At 64.6% G+C, this 16,946-nt stretch carries 11 protein-coding genes; 6 read left to right on the top strand and 5 right to left on the bottom strand.

Going from position 1 to position 16,946, the window contains the following annotated elements:
* Window positions 1–89: 89 nt before the first annotated feature.
* The 3 genes from dnaE (at window position 90) to nrdR (ending at window position 5,471) form a co-directional block, all read left to right on the top strand.
* Window positions 90–3,599 carry a DNA polymerase III subunit alpha gene (dnaE, locus tag GUY30_RS09965; protein ID WP_407645312.1) on the top strand — a complete coding sequence of 1,170 codons (3,510 nt, stop codon included), beginning with the start codon at window positions 90–92 and terminating at the stop codon, window positions 3,597–3,599.
* Window positions 3,600–3,660: 61 nt separating this feature from the next.
* Window positions 3,661–4,971, top strand: a complete 1,311-nt coding sequence (gene hisD, locus GUY30_RS09960) for a histidinol dehydrogenase (RefSeq protein ID WP_167196890.1) — start codon at window positions 3,661–3,663, stop codon at window positions 4,969–4,971.
* A 2-nt stretch (window positions 4,972–4,973) separates the two neighbouring features.
* Window positions 4,974–5,471 (top strand): transcriptional regulator NrdR, encoded by a 498-nt coding sequence (gene nrdR / locus GUY30_RS09955; RefSeq protein WP_167196888.1) that lies wholly within the window; start codon window positions 4,974–4,976, stop codon window positions 5,469–5,471.
* A 254-nt stretch (window positions 5,472–5,725) separates the two neighbouring features.
* Here the strand turns inward: nrdR and GUY30_RS09950 are convergent, their stop codons facing one another.
* Window positions 5,726–7,957 (bottom strand): HelD family protein, encoded by a 2,232-nt coding sequence (locus GUY30_RS09950; protein ID WP_167196886.1) that lies wholly within the window; start codon window positions 7,955–7,957, stop codon window positions 5,726–5,728.
* 189 nt (window positions 7,958–8,146) lie between these two features.
* Window positions 8,147–8,899: a spermidine synthase gene (locus GUY30_RS09945; protein WP_228281225.1), complete on the bottom strand. Its 753-nt coding sequence runs from the start codon at window positions 8,897–8,899 to the stop codon at window positions 8,147–8,149.
* A gap of 293 nt (window positions 8,900–9,192) precedes the next feature.
* Here GUY30_RS09945 and GUY30_RS09940 point away from each other — a divergent pair, with 293 nt between their 5' ends.
* On the top strand, window positions 9,193–10,365 hold the full coding sequence (locus tag GUY30_RS09940; protein ID WP_167196880.1) for a DUF4192 family protein: 1,173 nt from the start codon (window positions 9,193–9,195) through the stop codon (window positions 10,363–10,365).
* 394 nt (window positions 10,366–10,759) lie between these two features.
* Window positions 10,760–12,193, top strand: coding sequence for an RNA polymerase sigma factor (locus GUY30_RS09935; protein WP_266096022.1), 1,434 nt, complete (start codon window positions 10,760–10,762; stop codon window positions 12,191–12,193).
* 129 nt (window positions 12,194–12,322) lie between these two features.
* Here GUY30_RS09935 and GUY30_RS09930 read toward each other — a convergent pair whose 3' ends face one another.
* Window positions 12,323–13,171 (bottom strand): N-acetylmuramoyl-L-alanine amidase, encoded by an 849-nt coding sequence (locus GUY30_RS09930; protein ID WP_167196873.1) that lies wholly within the window; start codon window positions 13,169–13,171, stop codon window positions 12,323–12,325.
* A gap of 126 nt (window positions 13,172–13,297) precedes the next feature.
* Here GUY30_RS09930 and GUY30_RS09925 point away from each other — a divergent pair, with 126 nt between their 5' ends.
* The gene (locus GUY30_RS09925) at window positions 13,298–15,409 is read left to right on the top strand and encodes a DNA gyrase/topoisomerase IV subunit B (RefSeq protein ID WP_167196871.1); all 2,112 of its coding nucleotides are present in this window, start codon (window positions 13,298–13,300) and stop codon (window positions 15,407–15,409) included.
* 79 nt (window positions 15,410–15,488) lie between these two features.
* Here the strand turns inward: GUY30_RS09925 and GUY30_RS09920 are convergent, their stop codons facing one another.
* Both GUY30_RS09920 and GUY30_RS09915 read right to left on the bottom strand, forming a co-directional pair.
* The gene (locus GUY30_RS09920; RefSeq protein WP_167196868.1) at window positions 15,489–16,382 is read right to left on the bottom strand and encodes a M56 family metallopeptidase; all 894 of its coding nucleotides are present in this window, start codon (window positions 16,380–16,382) and stop codon (window positions 15,489–15,491) included.
* 18 nt (window positions 16,383–16,400) lie between these two features.
* Window positions 16,401–16,763, bottom strand: a complete 363-nt coding sequence (locus tag GUY30_RS09915; protein WP_092013109.1) for a BlaI/MecI/CopY family transcriptional regulator — start codon at window positions 16,761–16,763, stop codon at window positions 16,401–16,403.
* Window positions 16,764–16,946 lie beyond the last annotated feature (183 nt).

The following is a 16,946-nucleotide window of genomic DNA, read 5'->3' as shown; positions in this document are numbered from 1 at the left end:
CTGGGCAGGCAACACCGGCAACTTCAGGAAGGCGGCGCCCAGTGCCGAATGAGGACTTCGTCCACCTCCACGTCCATACCGAATACTCCATGTTGGACGGTGCGGCCCGCCTCGCCGATCTGATGGCGGCGACGAAGGCATCGGGAATGTCCGCGATCGCGACGACCGACCACGGGTATCTGTTCGGAGCCTTCGACTTCTGGTCCCAGGCGACCGCCGCCGGCATCAAACCGATCATCGGCGTCGAAGCCTATGTCACCCCCGGCACCGACCGCCGGGACAAGACACGCGTGAAGTGGCGCACCGACGAATCACAGAAGAGCGACGACCTGTCCGGCGGTGGTCTCTACACACATATGACCCTGCTGTCGCGGAACAACACGGGCATGCGGAACCTGTTCAAGGCATCGTCCTATGCCTCCCTGGACTCGGTGACCGCGAAATGGCCCCGGCTGGACCAGGAGCTGCTCGAGAGCTATTCCGACGGACTCCTCGCCACCACCGGCTGCCCGTCCGGAGAGGTTCAGGTGCGGCTGCGACTGGGACAGTACGAAGAAGCCAAAGCGGCCGCCGGGAAGTACCGCGAGATCTTCGGTAAGGACAACTACTACGTCGAACTCATGGACCACGGCCTGTCCATCGAGAAGAGGGTGACGAAGGACCTCATCCGGCTGTCGAAGGAACTCGACATTCCGCTGGTCGCCACCAACGACCTCCACTACACGCACGAATCGGATGCGAAGGCGCACGAAGCGCTGCTGGCGATCCAATCCGGTTCCAAACTCATCGAACCCACCTATGATCAGGGCGGTTCGCGGTTCGCCTTCTCCGGCTCCGGCTACTACCTCAAGACTCCCGCAGAGATGCGGTCGCTGTTCAAAGAGTTCCCCGAAGCCTGCGACAACACCCTCGAGATCGCCGAGAAGTGCGAAGTCTCCTTCGACACCTCGGCGAACTATATGCCGAAGTTCCCGTGCCCTCCCGGCGAGGACGAGACCTCGTGGCTGATCAAGGAAGTCGCGAAGGGACTCGACTACCGCTACCCCGACGGTGTTCCCGACGACGTCCGCCGACAGGCCGACTACGAGCTCGACATCATCATCTCGATGGGCTTCCCCGGCTACTTCCTCGTCGTCGCCGACTTCATCAACTGGTCGAAGGACAACGGCATCCGCGTCGGACCCGGCCGCGGTTCGGGAGCCGGCTCCATGGTCGCCTACGCGATGCGCATCACCGACCTCGATCCGCTGCAGCACGGACTGTTCTTCGAGCGCTTCCTCAACCCGGACCGTGTGTCCATGCCCGACTTCGATGTCGACTTCGATGATCGTCGCCGCTCCGAGGTCATCGACTATGTGACCGAGAAGTACGGCGATGAGCGTGTCGCGATGATCGTCACCTACGGCACGATCAAGACGAAGATGGCGCTCAAGGACTCCGCGCGTGTGCTCGGCAAGCCCTTCTCGATGGGCGAGCGGCTGACGAAGGCGCTGCCGCCGGCCGAGATGGCCAAGGACATCCCGCTCAAGGACATCGAGGATCCTGAGTCGAAGCGCTACAAGGAAGCCGGCGAGTTCCGCGAGCTCGTCGACACGGACCCGGAGGCCCGAGAGACCTTCGAAACTGCGAAGGGACTCGAAGGGCTGAAGCGGCAGTGGGGTGTCCACGCCGCCGGTGTCATCATGTCCTCGGACCCGATCATCGACGTCATTCCGATCATGCGTCGGTTCCAGGACGGTCAGGTCATCACCCAGTTCGACTATCCGACCTCTGAGGGCCTCGGGCTCATCAAGATGGACTTCCTGGGACTGCGAAACCTTACGATCATCTCCGACGCAGTGGAGAACATCAAAGCCAACCGGGACTTCGACCTCGACCTCGAACATCTGAATCTCGACGATCCGGCGGCGTATGAGCTGCTGACCCGCGGTGACACTCTCGGTGTGTTCCAGCTCGACGGCGGCGGTCTGCGCGCCCTGCTGCGGATGATGAAGCCCGACAACTTCGAGGATATCTCCGCGACTCTGGCGCTGTACCGACCCGGTCCGATGGGGGCGGATTCGCATACGAACTATGCGCTGCGTAAGAACGGGCTCCAGGAAGTCACGCCGATCCACCCGGAGCTCGAGGAGCCGCTCAAGGAGATCCTCGACACCACCTACGGTCTCATCATCTACCAGGAGCAGGTGATGGCGATCGCGCAGAAGGTCGCCGGCTACTCCCTCGGTCAAGCCGACATCCTCCGCCGTGCGATGGGCAAGAAGAAGAAGTCCGAGCTCGATAAGCAGCAGGTCGGCTTCTTCGGCGGTATGAAGGAACGCGGCTACTCCGAAGCCGCCGCTCAGGCACTGTGGGACATCCTGCTGCCGTTCTCGGACTACGCGTTCAACAAGGCGCACTCGGCCGCCTACGGCGTCGTGTCCTACTGGACCGCTTTCCTCAAGGCCCATTACACGGCCGAATACATGGCGGCCCTGCTGACCTCGGTCGGTGACAACAAGGACAAGCTCGCGATCTACCTCAACGAGTGCCGCCGCCTCGGCATCACCGTGCTGCCGCCGGACGTCAACGAATCCGCGCTCCACTTCACCCCTGTCGGGACCGATATCCGCTTCGGCATGGGAGCGGTCCGCAACGTCGGCGCCCACGTCGTCGAGGGCATCGTCGAAGCCCGCGGGGAGAAGGGCGCCTACACCTCGTTCACGGATTTCCTCGACAAGGTGCCCAGCCACGTGTGCAACAAGCGCACGATCGAATCCCTCATCAAGGCCGGCGGCTTCGACTCGCTCGGCCACAGCCGCCGCGCCCTCGTCGAAGTCCACGAGGAGGCTGTCGACTCGGTCATCGGCGTCAAGCGGCAGGAAGCCAACGGACAGTTCGACCTCTTCGCCGGGCTCGGCGGGGGCGACGACTCACCGGGCTTCTCCGTGACCATTCCCGACCGTCCGGAGTGGGAGAAGAAGGAGAAGCTGTCCTTCGAGCGCGACATGATCGGCCTCTACGTCTCCGATCACCCGCTCAACGGTCTCGAAGGTGTGCTGGCTGCCGAATCCGATGCCTCCATCGCCGAGGTGGTCGATCCGGAATCGCACCGCCACGACGGATCCCAGATCAAGGTCTGCGGAATGATCACGCAGGTCACCCGCAAGGTGTCGAAGAACTCCGGGCGTCCCTATGCGATCGTGACCTTGGAGGACCTCGAAGCCGAGATCGAAGTGATGTTCTTCGGCGACACCTACGAACCGGTGGCGAGCCTGTTGGCGACCGACCTCGTCATCTCTCTGACCGGACGCATCCGCACCTCCGATGACCGGCCGACCTCTTTGATGGCGATGTCGATGACGATTCCCGATGTCACCGACCCCAACGACCGGCCGCTCAACCTCATCATGCCGATGGAGAAGGCGACCGAGGAGATGGCGTCGAAACTCAAGCAGATCCTCGAGGCCAACAAGGGACAGACCGACGTCCACATCACCCTGTCCCAGCCGGGGCGGCAGACCGTGATGCGTCTGGATCGGTCGATCCGTGTCGACCCGAACCCGAGCCTCTACGGCGATCTCAAGGCGCTGCTCGGCTCTCGCTGCTTGAGCGTCTGAGGTCGTTGCGGTCGGTCCGCAGTTCGAGCCGGAGGACCGATGTCTTGCCGCGGAGACTAGAATGGTGCGGGTGAACATTCTGGACTTCCGTGGTGAGACCCTCAACAAGCGATTCCTGGCGCAGAAGCTGCCTCGGGCCGCCGAGACCCATGCCGATATCGAAAGACGGGTGGCCGAACTGCTCGACACCGTCGCCGGTGGGGGAGCGGCCGCGGTGAAGGACTTCACCGAACGCTTCGACGGAGTGCGCCCCGAAACCCTGCGCGTACCGGAATCCGCACTGGCCGAGGCTGCCGCAGTTCTCGACCCCGCGGTCAAGGCCGCGCTCGTCGAATCCATCGCCCGAGCTCGGACGGTCGCCGCCGATCAGCGCCCCGTCGATGTCCGCACCGAGCTGGCCTCCGGCGCTTTCGTCACCACCCGCCACCTGCCGGTCGAACGCGTCGGACTCTATGTGCCCGGCGGACTGGCCGTGTACCCCTCGACGGTGATCATGAACGTCGTGCCCGCGCAGACCGCCGGCGCCCACTCACTGGCGATCGCCAGCCCGCCGCAGAGCAACGGCCTGCCTCACCCGACGGTGCTCGCCACCGCACACATCCTCGGCGTCGACGAAGTCTGGGCGATTGGCGGAGCACAGGCGATCGGTGCCCTGGCCTTCGGTTTCGACGACGGCGAGGAACTCGAGCCCGTCGACCTCATCACCGGCCCCGGAAACGCCTATGTGGCCGCGGCGAAGTCGCTCGTCCGCTCACGGGTCGGCATCGACGCGGTCGCCGGACCCACGGAGATCATCATCCTCGCCGACGACCAGGCGGACCCGCGCTTCGTCGCCGCCGATCTCATCAGCCAGGCCGAGCATGACGAACTGGCCGCCTCGGTGCTGGTCACCGATTCCGTCGCACTCGCCGAAGCGGTGCAGACAGAGCTGGACGTGCAGGTGCCGGAGGCGATGCATACCGAACGGATCGCGACGGCGCTGGCCGGACGGCAGTCGGCGATCGTCCTCGTCGACGACATCGACGCCGGGATCACCGTCGTCAACGGCTATGCCGGTGAACACGTCGAGGTCCACACTGCCGAGGCGGAAGCGGTCGGGGCTCGGATCACGAACGGGGGAGCGGTCTTCCTCGGCGATTGGGCACCGGTGTCGCTGGGCGACTACTGTGCCGGATCGAACCACGTGCTGCCCACGATGGGCACCGCCGCTCACGGTTCGGGTCTGGGTGTGCACTCATTCATCAAGGCCAGCCAGGTCATCGACTATGACCGGGCGGCACTGCACGAGGTGGCCGGACACATCGGTGTTCTCGCCGCCAGCGAACAGCTGCCGGCCCACGGCCGGGCTGTCGACATCAGGTTCGAGGAGTAGAGATGCGCTGTCCGTTCTGCCGCGAGTCCGATTCGCGGGTCGTCGATTCGAGGACCAGCGAAGACGGCGCCGCGATCCGTCGGCGCCGGCAGTGCCGTCACTGCGGCCGCCGCTTCACCACGATGGAGGCCACGAGTCTGTCGGTGATCAAACGCTCCGGAGTCACCGAGGAGTTCTCCCGTCAGAAGATCATGTCGGGTGTGCGCAAGGCCTGCCAGGGACGTCCGGTCAGCGACGATGATCTTGCGAAGCTCGCACAGCGGGTGGAGGAGAACATCCGGTCGCGCGGAATCGCGGAGATCGATGCCGACGAAGTGGGCCTGTCGATCCTCGAACCTCTGCGCGAACTCGACCAGGTCGCCTACCTGCGATTCGCCAGCGTGTACCAGGGCTTCGACTCGCTCGAAGACTTCGAGACCGCGATCGATTCGCTGCGTGCCGATGCGCTTCTGCAGTCCGGACAGACCCGCGAACCCGCCCCCGACGACTTCGCGGACTGAGCGTCGCGGAGCGTGCGCGAGATCGGATCCTGAGACGGCTGAGATTTCTGTCAGAAATTGCCGTTTCGAGTACCGCGGTACAGAAATAGTTGTGTAGTATTGAACGTGCGCGCTACGGCGCGCGGCCGCTTGCGGTTCGGAGGGGAAGCCGAACCCAAGCGGCCTTCCACATTCACCCCTCAATTACTACCTGACGGCGGCCCAGCTACCTCGCGCGAGGTTGCTGGGCCGCCGTCAGGTAGTAATAGGGGAGGTCAGCCGGCTTGGGGGACTGCCTCGGCGGGAAAGAGCTCCGTCAGTTCCGTGGACACGGAGGCCAGGACGCGCAGGCGTTCCGTCGTTCGGGTCAGCGCCACATAGAGACCGCCGACGCCCTCCTCGCTGCCGAGCGGGGCGATGCGGCCGGGCTCGACGATGACCACCGCATCGAACTCGAGGCCTTTGGCCTGCTGCGGGGTGATGAGGGCGATCTGATGGTCCAAGCCCGTGACCGAACGCCCGAAATCGAAGTCCGCGATCGCCTCGGCGATGGGGTCGATGAGCCCCTCATCAGCGATGACTGCGATCTTCCCGTCTTCTGCGGCGGACACCTCGGCCGCAACCGCCTCGGGGAGGGCGGACAGCAGCTCGGATTCGTCGGCGAACGAATCCAACTGCGGATCCGATCCTCCCTGGCGAACCGACTCCACGAGCTCGAGCTGCGGGAAGTGCCGATGCAGATAGCGATTGGCCAGGTCCATCACCGACTGCGGGGTGCGGTAGGAGACCGTGAGCACCTGGAGCGCGAAACGGTCGCCGACGAATTCGGAGAGGATCGATGACCAGGTGCGGGCGTTGTCGACCTGCGAGGACTGTGCGAGGTCGCCGACGACGGTGGCCGACTTCGACGGCACGCGACGGAAGAGGATCCGCCACTGCATGGGGGTGAGCTCCTGCGCCTCATCGACGACGAGGTGGCCGTACGTCCACTCCCTGTCCTCAAGTGCGCGTTCGGCCAGGGTCAGCGACGGTCCCTGTTCCTCCCAGCGGGCGGCGAGGGTCTCGGAGGAGACCATTCCGCCGGTCTCGGTCATATCGACGACGGCTTCGGCATATTCGCGGGCCGAGTCGTCCTGGGCCTGCGTCTGCTGCGGAGCGGAACCGAGAAGTTCGGCCAGCTCGTCGAGCAGCGGCACATCGTCGACCGTGAACTCCTCCCGACGCTGCTTGAGCAGAATCGACTGCTCGGCGGGAGTGAGGAGCTTGCGAGCGGCGGCCCGCAGCTTGTGCGGCCTGCCCAGCAGAGATCGCAGAGCGGCGGCGGGTCCGATGGGGAACCACGCGAGGTTGAGGGCGCGACGGACGTCGACGGAGCTGCGCAGATCTTCGAGCAGCTCGGGCAGCCGCTCTCCGGGTCCATCCAAGCCCATCTCACGGGCGAGATCCTCGGCGAGGGTCTTCAGCAGACCGGTGACGAAACCGGTGCGGGCGGCGTTGTGCGGATCTCCGCTGCGACGAGCCCGATCGCGCGCGGACTGGACGTCCCGGCGACGCAGCACGATCGTGTGCGAACGCACCCGCATCTCGACATCCTCATCGGGAATGCGCTGGTAGTTGGCAATATGGTTCTTCAGCACCCGAGCCATGACGGAGCGGCCCTTGATCTCGGCGACGGCCGGTGCATCCGCGGCATCCGTGTCGAGTCCCGGATACAGCTGACCCGGGGTGAGCAGGACGGCACCGGTCTCGCCGAGGCTGGGCAGAACTTTCTCGATGTACTTGAGGAACACCGTCGACGGTCCGACGAGGAGGACACCGGATTTCGCGATGCGCTCCCGGTGACGGTAGAGCAGGAACGCGGCACGGTGGAGGGCCACGGCGGTCTTGCCGGTGCCCGGTCCGCCCTGGACGACGAGGACGCCGGAGAGCGGACGGCGGATGATCGCATCCTGTTCGGCCTGGATGGTTGCGACGATGTCGCCCATCCGACCCGTGCGATGAGTGGTCAGTGCCGCGAGCAGTGCGCCTTCGCCCTGCAGGTTCGACCGCTGAGTGTCATCGAGTGCGTCGATGTCGAGCACATCGTCTTCGATGCCGGTGACCTTCCGGTTCGCGGTGACGAGGTGACGGCGACGGGCGATTCCGTCGGGGTTGGCGGCAGTTGACTGGTAGAAGCGTTCGGCGGCGGGGGCCCTCCAGTCGATGAGGATCTGCTGACGCTGTTCGTCGGTGAGCCCGATGCGGCCGATATAGGCAGGGGCGTCTTCATCGACGATGTCGAGGCGACCGAAGCACAGTCCCTCTTCGGCGCCGTCGAGGCGGATGAGCTGATCTTCGTACAGAGTCGCGAAGGCATCGCGTTCGGCGCGGTGCTGGTGGTTGCCTCCGACCTCGGAGATCCTCACCGTGCCCAGGCGGGCTGTCGTCTCCTCCCGGAGCTCATCGAGGCGGGCATAGAGCTCGTCGAGCTTGGTCTGCTCGACACGAATTTCTGAAGTTTCCGTCATCTCACCTTCTTGGGTCGGCATTCAATTATGCCGAACTTTCCCCCGCGTCTGTAGTCGCAACGTCATTTCGGACCGGGGCGTACCTCACATTCCAGGAGAGTGTGGGCGGACGCTGTGGTCAGAGGGCCGGACGCGAGCACATGCCGACGCGGGAGGCAGGCGCTCGAACAGCGCGGGCAGGTGGTGGAGTCAGAGACCTAAGCGCGAGCGCAGACTCGACCCTGCCAGGAATGTCGCGGAGGAGGCGGCGGTGCGGAGACTGCGGTCGAGACCGTTCGTATCGAGCGGGGTGTTGGAGGCGAGGACGACGACATTGCCGCGTCGACGTCCTTTGAGTATCGCTGGCTCCGTGGCGGCGGCAAGATGGGCGAAATGTTCGCCGAGGATGCGGAGCTCGGACCGGAGGACGTGGTGGTCACCGGTGTCAGGAACATTGGCGACATAGAGTCCGGAGTCCTTGACCGCCTCGGCGCAGGAGGCGAAGAACTCCGATGTCTGCAGGGACGGGGGAACCGAGTCGTGGTCGAAGGCATCCCGGACGAGGACGTCGAGGGTGTCGGGTCGGAACTTGCCGATCTCCACCGCGCCGTCGCCGGCACGCAGGGCCAAGGCAGGGGAGCGGGGCAGATCGAACCAGTCGCGGGCGAAGTCGAGCAGCTTGGCATCGATGTCGATCGCCGTCTGCTTCGATCCCGGCCGTTCCGAGTCCAGTGCCCTGGCCAGGGCACAGCCGGCGGCCCCGATATGCGCGGCCCGCAGGGTCTGGTCGGGGAGTTCGACGTCGATGATGCGTCGCATCCAGTCGAGGTACTCAAAATCCAGCCGCTGCGGATCGCTGAGAGTGATCGACGAAGAGGGGACCCCGTTGACGTGGAGCACATAGGAATCGGCCTCACCGTCGACCTTCTCCAACCGGGCCTCACCCGTCGAGATGTCGACCACTTGAGAACCAGGAGCTGTGTATATCCGTCGCTTCGCCACCCCTCACTTGTATGCCAGTGAGGCGTCTGAGGCAATTCGGCTCGGAATCTCGTGGGGACGACGGCCGTGACTCATCCACTCCTGCGCTGTGGACGGATTCGGCCCGTCCACAGGCGCCGGCCGGGGCCTGGAGGAATCGCCGCGGAGTCGGATTGAGTGGTTCGCAGACAGGAGGTCCACTCGAGGAACGGGCCCACCCTCACCCACGGGAACCTCAACAACAGGCGGGTTCCCAACCGACACAGGAGGACACAGTGAAGACACCGGCCCGCACACCCGAGGACATCATCGGGATCATCCCGCACACTCTCGGCTACACCCCGCGCCGCAGCCTCGTCGCCGTCATCGTCGGCACGGAGAAGCAAGGGGCCCAGACCAGTTCGACGACGATGCGCATCGACTTCGACCGGGAGAGTGCGGCGCAGACACTGTCCGAAGGCGGCGGCTGGTACGCCGATCTCATCATGCGCGCCTGCACGGTCACCGGGGTCTTCCTCGTTCTCTACGATGACGACTACCAGCCGGTCAGCGCCTTCGAGGCCGGTGCCGACGCGGAATACGCGGAGGTCCACCGTGGTCTCATCCGGGCGGCCATCGATGAGCTGGCCCTGACCTTCGCCGCCAGAAGCGTCGACACTCTCAGCGCATGGTGGGTCAACCAGGAGCACTTCGGACGCATCGACGAGGACGGCTATGACTGCACACCGCTGATCGAGGCCACCACCTCGGCGTGTGCCACGGAACTCGTCGCCGGGGGATCCAACCCCGTCAGCGACCCCGAGGATCTCGTCATCTCCCCGATGCCCGCCGCAGCCTTCGCCGACAGTCGTCGCGGACACGCCGAGGAGTGGATGGGCACGGACGAGGCCTTCGCGATCCTCGCCGATGTCTATCCGCGCCTGAACGCGATGCGGCGCGAGGAGGAGGCGATCGACGAGGCGCGCATCCACGACCTGATGGACCTGCCGACAGTGATGGCGTTCGACACTCTGCTCGTGGAGCTCTGGTCACGCGACGCCCTCGAGATGATCCTCAGCTTCGACCACCCCGACTTCCCGCCCTCCCTGGTCAAAGGGCTCGACGGTGACGAACTCTGCACGCTGAGCCGCCGTGTCGTCTCCCAAGCACGGGCCGCTCAGGAGCTGGTCGGGCTCTCCTCACGTGCGCCGCGGCCGCGAGACCTGCTGCTCACCATCGCTTTGCTCAAGGACTACCTGCAGGCCGGCCACCCGCAGGCGAGAGCCAACACCTATGCCGTCATTGCCTGGTTCGAATGGTCGCTGGGTGGATCGACGATGGCGCTGAACTATGCACGCGCCGCCATCGAACTCGAATCCGAACACGGCCTGGCCGAACTCATCGTCAGCGCGGTCAACATGGGATGCCTGCCCCGCTGGCTGACAGAGACTCAGAGTTCGACCATCTGATCGGGCCAGGGTGAGCGATCGACGTTGTCACCGACTGAACATCGGCACCGTGCCGTCACCTACGGACCGACGTTGTCACCCATCGATCGATTCCGTCACCGATGGATCGGCTGGGACGGTCGGCCGCCTCGGCGAGGGGAGACAACGGGGAGGCGAAAAGGGAACAGTTTCGCAGGTCACGTTGTTGCCGGGGAAAGTCAGGTTGTAACGCCGCGGACCCTTGGAGGGCCGATTCGCAAAGCCGGGAATAACGTGAGAAAATTAAGCGTTGACCCAGTCATTGCACGATGGGCGAACTGTGCGTTCGCCCCGGACCGCACGCGGACCACTTGACTTGGGTCTTAGTACTGTCCGAATGCATGGGGAAGTTTCAACGCTCGCGAAAGGTGAACACGTGCCCAGAGTCGACAAGGAATCCACAACGGTGACGGAGAAGTCGGAGGGAACGGCTGGCTCGACCTCGACCGGTGGAACCAAGACCACTGCGGCGTCGAAGTCCACTGCGAAGAAGACGACCGCTGCCGGAACCAAGAAGGCGACGACTGCGAAGTCGACTGCCGCAAAAGCCGAGACGGCTGCGTCGAAGAAGACGGCTGCGTCGAAGAAGACGACTGCTGCGAAGAAGACCACCGCAGTGAAGTCGACTGCCGCTGCGAAGACGACCACGACGAAGGCCACCGCCGCCAAGGAAGCCAAGAAGGCGACCAAGGAGAAGAAGGCCGACGACGTCATCGACACCACCGAGGAGGTCGAACCGGCAGCGGACGCTCTGGCCACAGAGGAGAGCCCCGCCGAGGCGACCGAGACGAAGAACTCGGAAGAGAAGGAGAAGAACGCCGCCGTTGCCGAGGCCGGAGGCTTCATCGTCTCCGACGCCGACGAAGAGGACGCACCTGCCCAGCAGGTCGTCTCCGCCGGTGCGACCGCGGACCCGGTCAAGGACTACCTCAAGCAGATCGGCAAGGTGGCACTGCTCAACGCCGCCGAGGAAGTCGACCTGGCCAAGCGCATCGAGGCCGGAATGTACGCCGAGCACCTGCTCGACGGCGGCGAGGTGACCGACCCTCGCGAAACGATGGACTACAAGTGGATCATCCACGACGGTCGCATCGCGAAGAACCACCTGTTGGAGGCCAACCTCCGTCTCGTCGTGTCCCTGGCCAAGCGCTACACCGGCCGCGGAATGCTCTTCCTCGACCTCATCCAGGAAGGCAACCTCGGCCTCATCCGCGCCGTGGAGAAGTTCGACTACACGAAGGGCTTCAAGTTCTCGACCTACGCCACGTGGTGGATCCGTCAGGCGATCACCCGTGCGATGGCGGACCAGGCGCGGACGATCCGCATCCCTGTGCATATGGTCGAGGTCATCAACAAGCTCGCCCGTGTGCAGCGTCAGATGCTGCAGGACCTCGGTCGCGAACCGACCCCGGAAGAGCTCGCGAAGGAACTCGACATGACGCCCGAGCGTGTCGTCGAGGTGCAGAAGTACGGCCGCGAGCCCATCTCTCTGCACACCCCGCTGGGTGAAGACGGCGACTCGGAGTTCGGCGACCTCATCGAGGACTCCGAAGCCGTTGTGCCTTCGGACTCGGTGAGCTTCACCCTCCTCCAGGAGCAGCTGCACTCCGTGCTCGACACGCTCTCGGAGCGTGAAGCCGGAGTGGTGTCCATGCGCTTCGGACTCAACGACGGTCAGCCGAAGACCCTCGACGAGATCGGCAAGGTCTACGGAGTCACCCGTGAGCGCATCCGCCAGATCGAGTCGAAGACGATGGCCAAGCTGCGCCACCCGTCCCGCTCGCAGGTGCTGCGAGACTACCTCGACTGAGTCTCGTTCTCGAGTTCTGCTCGAGGTGAGATGAGCGAACGCCCCTGGGGATCTCCCAGGGGCGTTCGGCATTCAGCGTTGGGAATCAGCGACTGCGTCCGGTTCGGAACCGGCGGCACCGTGCGCGATTCAGAACCAGTCGATGATGCCGTCGAACAGGGCATCGGCGTACTTCCTCTGCCCGGACTTCGACTCCATGAGCTCCGCTTCGGACGGATTGCGCATCTCCCCGCATTCGACGATGACGGCGGGAACCGACGCATTGTTGAGACCGGCCAGGTCCGGGCGCCGGCTGATCGCGTCCTTTCCATAGGCCTTGTTCGGAGTGAACTCCTCACCCATCGAACTGCCCACGGACTTCGCCAGGTCCACCGACTTCTTCTCCGTCTTCGCGTCCTCGCCGGGATCGGCGACGATGATGTGGAAGCCCTTCACCGAACTCGACTCGCTGCCGTTGGCGTGGATGCTCACGAGCAGGTCCGCATCGTCGGCGAACGTCCCGCGCTCGTCCACACACGGTCCGACGCCCTTGTTGTCCTTGCGGCTGAGCACGACTTCGGCTCCCGCGCCGGTCAGCGACTTCTCCAGCTTCTTCGCCACCGCCCAGGTGAAATCGGCTTCCGGGTAGTCGGAGTTCGTCGAGGTACCCGTGGTGTTGCAGGCCTTCGTCCCGCCGCGCCCGTCCGGCACCTGCCGGTTGATCTCGTCCGGATGCTTCGCATTGCCGCCGTTGTGTCCGGGATCGATCGCAATGACCTTCCCCTCCAGGTCCGCATCGTCCGCCTTCGCCGAGGCGGTCCCCGACTTCGCGTCTTCACCAACGTCGGAGTCGCTGCCGGCAGAGGGGGACCGGTCGGTGGTCTCGGTCGCCTGAGCCGTCCGTCCGGGGGCATCCGAGCCCTGGGAACAGGCCACCAAGCCGGGCAGGCTCAGTGCGGCAGCGGCAAGGAGGCTGGGTACGAGGAGGCGATGACGCATGGCTCTATTGTTTCAGCTCCGCAGTGCCCATGGTCGCGTTCGTCCGAATGGATTCCCGACACGAGCCGCAGAGAATAGGGTCCTGAGCACGCAGCGATTAGAATTTAATCGAACGAGAGGAATTGTGTGGAAGACGAAAGCTACGGCGCCAGGCACTTGTCCGTCCTGTCGGGTCTTGAAGCGGTTCGCAAGCGACCCGGCATGTACATCGGCACGACCGATTCCCGCGGTCTCATGCACTGTCTGTGGGAGGTCATCGACAACTCCGTCGACGAGGCCCTCGGCGGGTACGGATCCGAGATCCTCATCGAACTCGCGGCCGACGGCTCGGTGGCCGTCACCGACAAGGGGCGCGGCATCCCCGTCGACATCGAACCGAAAACCGGTCTGACCGGCGTCGAGGTCGTCATGACCAAGCTCCACGCCGGCGGCAAATTCGGCGGCTCGTCCTACGCCGCCTCGGGCGGCCTGCACGGAGTCGGCGCCTCGGTCGTCAACGCCCTGTCCGCGCGCCTCGACGTCGAGGTCACCCGCGGTTCGAAGGTGCACAAGATGTCCTTCCGCCGAGGCATACCCGGACGCTTCGACGATTCCTCCGGCACCCCGAGCCCCGACAACCCCTTCGAGGAATTCCAGGAACCGACCGGCCTCGACATCGTCGGCAAAGTCAAGCGCGGCGCGACCGGAACCCGTGTCCAGTACTGGGCCGATCCGCAGATCTTCCTGTCCAAAGCCCAATTCGACTACCAGCATCTGGTCGAGCGCGCCCGTCAGACGGCCTTCCTCGTGCCCGGCCTCGAGCTGCGCATCGTCGACCGGCGCGGTGTCGCCCGAGACGAGACGGGTGCTGTCGTCGAGGAGCGCGAAGAGGTCTTCAAGTTCGACGGCGGAATCACCGAATTCGTCGACCACCTCTCGATCGACCCGCCGATCACCGACACCTGGCGGCTGCAGAACACCGGCACCTTCAGGGAGACCGTCCCGGTGCTGAACTCCTCGGGCCACCTCGAGTCCAAGGAAGTCGAACGTGAAGTCGGCGTCGATATCGCTCTGCGCTGGGGGACCGGCTACGACACGAAGCTGAAGTCCTTCGTCAACGTGGTCGCCACACCACAGGGCGGCACGCACCTGGCCGGGTTCGAACAGGCCTGTCTGAAGGCCATGCGCAAGGTCGTCGACGCCAACGCACGCAAACTCAAGGTCGGCAAGGACAAACTCGAGAAGGACGATGTGCTCGCCGGCATCACCGCCGTCGTCACCGTGCAGCTGGCCGAACCGCAGTTCGAAGGCCAGACCAAGGAAGTCCTCGGCACCGCGGCTGTGCGACAGATCGTGGCGAAGACCGTCGAGACTCAGCTCGGCGAGGTGCTCGCCTCGACCAAGCGTGCCGATAAGCAGCAGGCCGCGGTGCTGATGGAGAAGGTCGTGGCCGAGATGAAGTCGCGCATCTCCGCCCGCACCCACAAGGAGAACCAGCGGCGCAAGACCGCATTGGAAGCCTCCTCGCTGCCGGCGAAGCTCTACGACTGCCGCGACAACGGGGTGGAGGACACGGAGCTGTTCATCGTCGAGGGCGACTCTGCGATGGGCACGGCGAAGGCCGCGCGCAACTCCGACCACCAGGCGCTGTTCCCCATCCGCGGGAAGATCCTCAACGTGCAGAAGGCGACCTTGGCCGACATGCTCGCCAACGTCGAATGCTCCGCGCTCATCCAGGTCATCGGCGCCGGTTCCGGGCGCAGCTTCGATATCAACTCCGCCCGCTACGGACGAGTCATCATCATGACCGATGCCGATGTCGACGGCGCGCATATCCGCACTCTGCTTCTCACCCTGTTCTTCCGGTACATGAAGCCGCTGGTCGAAGCCGGTCGCGTCTTCGCCGCAGTGCCTCCGCTGCACCGGGTGGAGGTCGTGACGAAGCGCGGAACGCCCAACGACGTCATCTACACCTACACCGAAGCCGAGCTCCACGCTCTGCTGAAGAAACTCGAGAAGCAGAAGAAGACCTACAAGGAACCGATCCAGCGGTACAAAGGCCTCGGCGAGATGGATGCCGACCAGTTGGCCGAGACGACCATGGACCCGAGCATGCGCACCCTGCGGCGGGTGACGATGGCCGATGCCGAGATGGCGGAGAACACCTTCGAACTCCTCATGGGATCCTCGGTCGGGCCGCGCAAGGAGTTCATCGTCTCCGGCGCCGCCGTCCTCGATGCCGAACGCATCGACAGCTGAGATCGACGGACTGGGTCAGCACCAACTGATCCGAGTCAACACCAACCCAACTGAGCCCGGGCCGATTGTCGGTCCGGGCTCAGATGCCGAAGGCGGACGGTGTGACGATGAGCAGAGTCGGCAGGAGCAGAAGCAGAACGGCGAGTCCGATCGACATCAGCCGCACGGGGATCCGCGCCGGGTCCAAGGGATGTGACAGGCGCTGGATGCGCAGGGCTGACAGATCACCGCGGTGCTCGGGACTGATCGCTGCGGCGGAGCTCACTGCCTTTGCCAGGATCTGCGGATCGACATGGTCGCGCGCCTGATCATCGGCCATGAGCTCGATGAGCCGATTCACCGAATTCAACCCGATCGCCGTGGCCGAGAAGTACGGCAGAGCACGATGCCAGGCGGCAAAGGGGATGACGAGCACATCGTGCCGGAAGTCCAGATGGGCCCGCTCATGGGCGATGACGGCAGTGCGCTCATCCTCGTCGAGGGCCTTGAGCAGACCGGTCGACAGGACCGCAGTGCCTTTCCGCGGCCCCTTGGGCAGGCAGTAGGCGACGGCTTCATCGGTGGTGATGATGCGAGTATCCGGGTACGCGCTCGACGGTTCGCTGAGCAGGTGCAGGATCTCGTCGTGGCGCAGGCGGGTCTGTCGTGCCGAATAGAGCGTCAGAATCAAACAGCCGAGGAGGCGGGCGATGAGGAGGACGGCGATGACGAGGAAGATCCATGCCAGAAGCGACAGCTGAGTGTGGTCCTTGCCGCGGATGAGATCGAAGAGCCCCTGGGGAAGGCTCGTCGTGCCCGGGGCGACGGCGAAGGCGAGAGCGGCGCCGATGAGGGAGAGCCCTCCGGAGAGTCCGACGGCCTGCCAGAGGACGACCTCGGAGATCGGGTCACCGCGGAATCGAGCGAGTGCCGCAGGAATTGGCCATGCCAGCAGAAAAGCCAGCACGGCCAGAATGATTCCCACGATGGTCATTGAGGTGACCGGCCTGGGTCAGGACTGCGTCGAGTGATTGCGCCCGAGCAGATTGCGCAGCGCCTTGGTATCGGCCTCCGAGACGGTGCCGAGGAAGCGAGCGAGGACAGCCTGACGATCCGGTGCCTGAGACAGCATCTCGGTCATCAGCTCGGCCACGTGATCCTCACGGGTCGAGACCGCCACATAGCGGTGCGGTCGGATGCTGCGATCGCGAGTGACGAAGCCCTTCTTCTCGAGTCGAGACAGGACCGTATGGACCGTCGTCAGTGCGAGCTCACGATCCGAGAGGACCTCGCGGAGCTCGGCGGCACTCAACCCGTCGTCGTGGACCCAGATGGCGTCCATGACGCTGCGTTCGAGTTCACCCAGTGTTCCCACAGTTCTTTCGCCCTCAATTTCTTCGTCGGTCTGATCGCACCAGTATATCTCTACAGTCTGTCGAATTCCACACAGGCGCCTGAGCTTCGGTCCGGTGGCGGCCCTGGTCAGGCGTCCTTGTTCCAGCGCATACTTGGAACCGGGAGTCTTGAATGATGAAACCACTCGGGTGGGGTTTCTACG

It is taken from the genome of Brevibacterium pigmentatum (assembly GCF_011617465.1).
Lineage (GTDB): Bacteria > Actinomycetota > Actinomycetes > Actinomycetales > Brevibacteriaceae > Brevibacterium > Brevibacterium pigmentatum.
The sequence above is the reverse complement of the archived record's forward strand: the minus strand, read 5'-3'. Positions and strand labels throughout refer to the sequence as shown.

Bases quoted from the DNA above. Each gene is read 5' to 3' on its own strand.
- GUY30_RS09930 (WP_167196873.1), bottom strand. From the start codon at position 13,171: ATGCGTCATCGCCTCCTCGTACCCAGCCTCCTTGCCGCTGCCGCACTG.
- dnaE (WP_407645312.1), top strand. From the start codon at position 90: ATGTTGGACGGTGCGGCCCGCCTCGCCGATCTGATGGCGGCGACGAAG.
- GUY30_RS09920 (WP_167196868.1), bottom strand. From the start codon at position 16,382: ATGACCATCGTGGGAATCATTCTGGCCGTGCTGGCTTTTCTGCTGGCA.
- GUY30_RS09950 (WP_167196886.1), bottom strand. From the start codon at position 7,957: ATGACGGAAACTTCAGAAATTCGTGTCGAGCAGACCAAGCTCGACGAG.
- nrdR (WP_167196888.1), top strand. From the start codon at position 4,974: ATGCGCTGTCCGTTCTGCCGCGAGTCCGATTCGCGGGTCGTCGATTCG.
- hisD (WP_167196890.1), top strand. From the start codon at position 3,661: ATGGTGCGGGTGAACATTCTGGACTTCCGTGGTGAGACCCTCAACAAG.